Source organism: Stenotrophomonas sp. PS02298, assembly GCF_029959445.1.
Taxonomy (GTDB): Bacteria; Pseudomonadota; Gammaproteobacteria; order Xanthomonadales; family Xanthomonadaceae; genus Stenotrophomonas.
Map to the genome: position 1 here is coordinate 1 of NZ_JASCOR010000322.1, position 1,225 is coordinate 1,225.

Annotated in this window: 1 protein-coding gene; it reads left to right on the forward strand. The window is 64.7% G+C overall.

Translation table 11 applies throughout. The features are described from left to right. Window positions 1-63: 63 nt before the first annotated feature. Window positions 64-1,220, forward strand: a protein-coding gene (locus QMX78_RS21430) for an IS3-like element ISStma5 family transposase (RefSeq protein WP_087944427.1) whose coding sequence is annotated in 2 segments (ribosomal slippage) — window positions 64-304 and window positions 304-1,220 — 1,158 coding nt in all. Because the reading frame shifts where the segments join, the coding sequence is not laid out codon by codon here. Window positions 1,221-1,225 lie beyond the last annotated feature (5 nt).

The window sequence follows — 1,225 nt, forward strand, 5'->3', positions numbered from 1 at the left end:
GGGGTTCACCCCCGTTTTCACGGACACTTACGAGAAGGCCGATCAAGGCCATGAGGAGTGTTCATGTCGAAGCGAAGGAAGTTCAGCACCGAGTTCAAGCGCGGTGCGGTTGAGCAGGCCAGCCAGCCGGGCGTCAGCTGTGCCCAGGTGGCCCGGGAGCTGGGGATCCGGGATGCATTGCTGACCCGCTGGAAGCGGGAGGCCCAGAGCCGGGGCCAGGTGGCCTTCGGTGGCACCGGGACGCCCCGGGACGAGGAACTGGCGCGGCTCAAGCGCGAGCTGGCCCGGGTGAAGAAGGAGCGGGATTTTTTGCGAGAAGCGGCGACGTTCTTTGCCAAGGGATCATCCTGAGGTATCAGGTGATCGAACGTTGCCGCGATGAGTTTCCAGTGCGACTGATGTGTCGTTGCCTGCGGGTCTCGGCCAGCGGTTACTACGACTGGAGTAAGCGCTTGCCCAGTGCCCGGGAGCGCGACAACCAGCGCTTGCTCGGCCGGATCCGTGAGTTGCATGAGGACAGCCGGGGCACATTGGGCGCCGGCCGGATGCATGAAGACCTTGCCGAGGAAGGCGAGACGGCGAGCCTGAACCGGGTGGCGCGTCTGATGGCGACCGATGGCCTGCAGGGTTGGCCGCGACCGAAGCGGCGAGGCCAGCGCGGCAAGCCGGCGCTGACGCCGCCGGGTGTGCGCAACCTGCTGGAGCGGGACTTCACCGCGTTGGAGCCGGAGACCAGGTGGGTCACCGACATCACCGAGCTCAAGACCCGGCAAGGCAAGCTGTATCTGTGCATCGTGCTGGACCTGTTTGACCAGCGGGTGGTGGGGTGGTCAATGCATCATCGTCAGGATCGTCAGATGGTGATCAGGGCCGTGCAGATGGCGGTCTGGCAGCGCCAAGGCAGCCATCCACTGATCCTGCACTCCGACCGTGGCAGCCAGTTCCGAAGCGGCGACTACCAGCGTTACCTGGCGGCCAACGGCTTGGTGTGCTCGATGAGCGCGGTGGGCCACTGCGGTGACAACGCCGCGTGCGAAGGCTTCTTCGGCCTGCTCAAGCGCGAGCGGGTCTACCGCATGACCTACCCAACGCTCGATGCCGCGAGGGCGGATGTGTTCGAATACATCGAGCGGTTCCACAACCCGAGGATGCGACGAAGGGTCGCCAGGCAAGACCAGAAGTTCTCAGCCCTTTTACAACCGTCCGTGATTTCGGGGTAGAACCC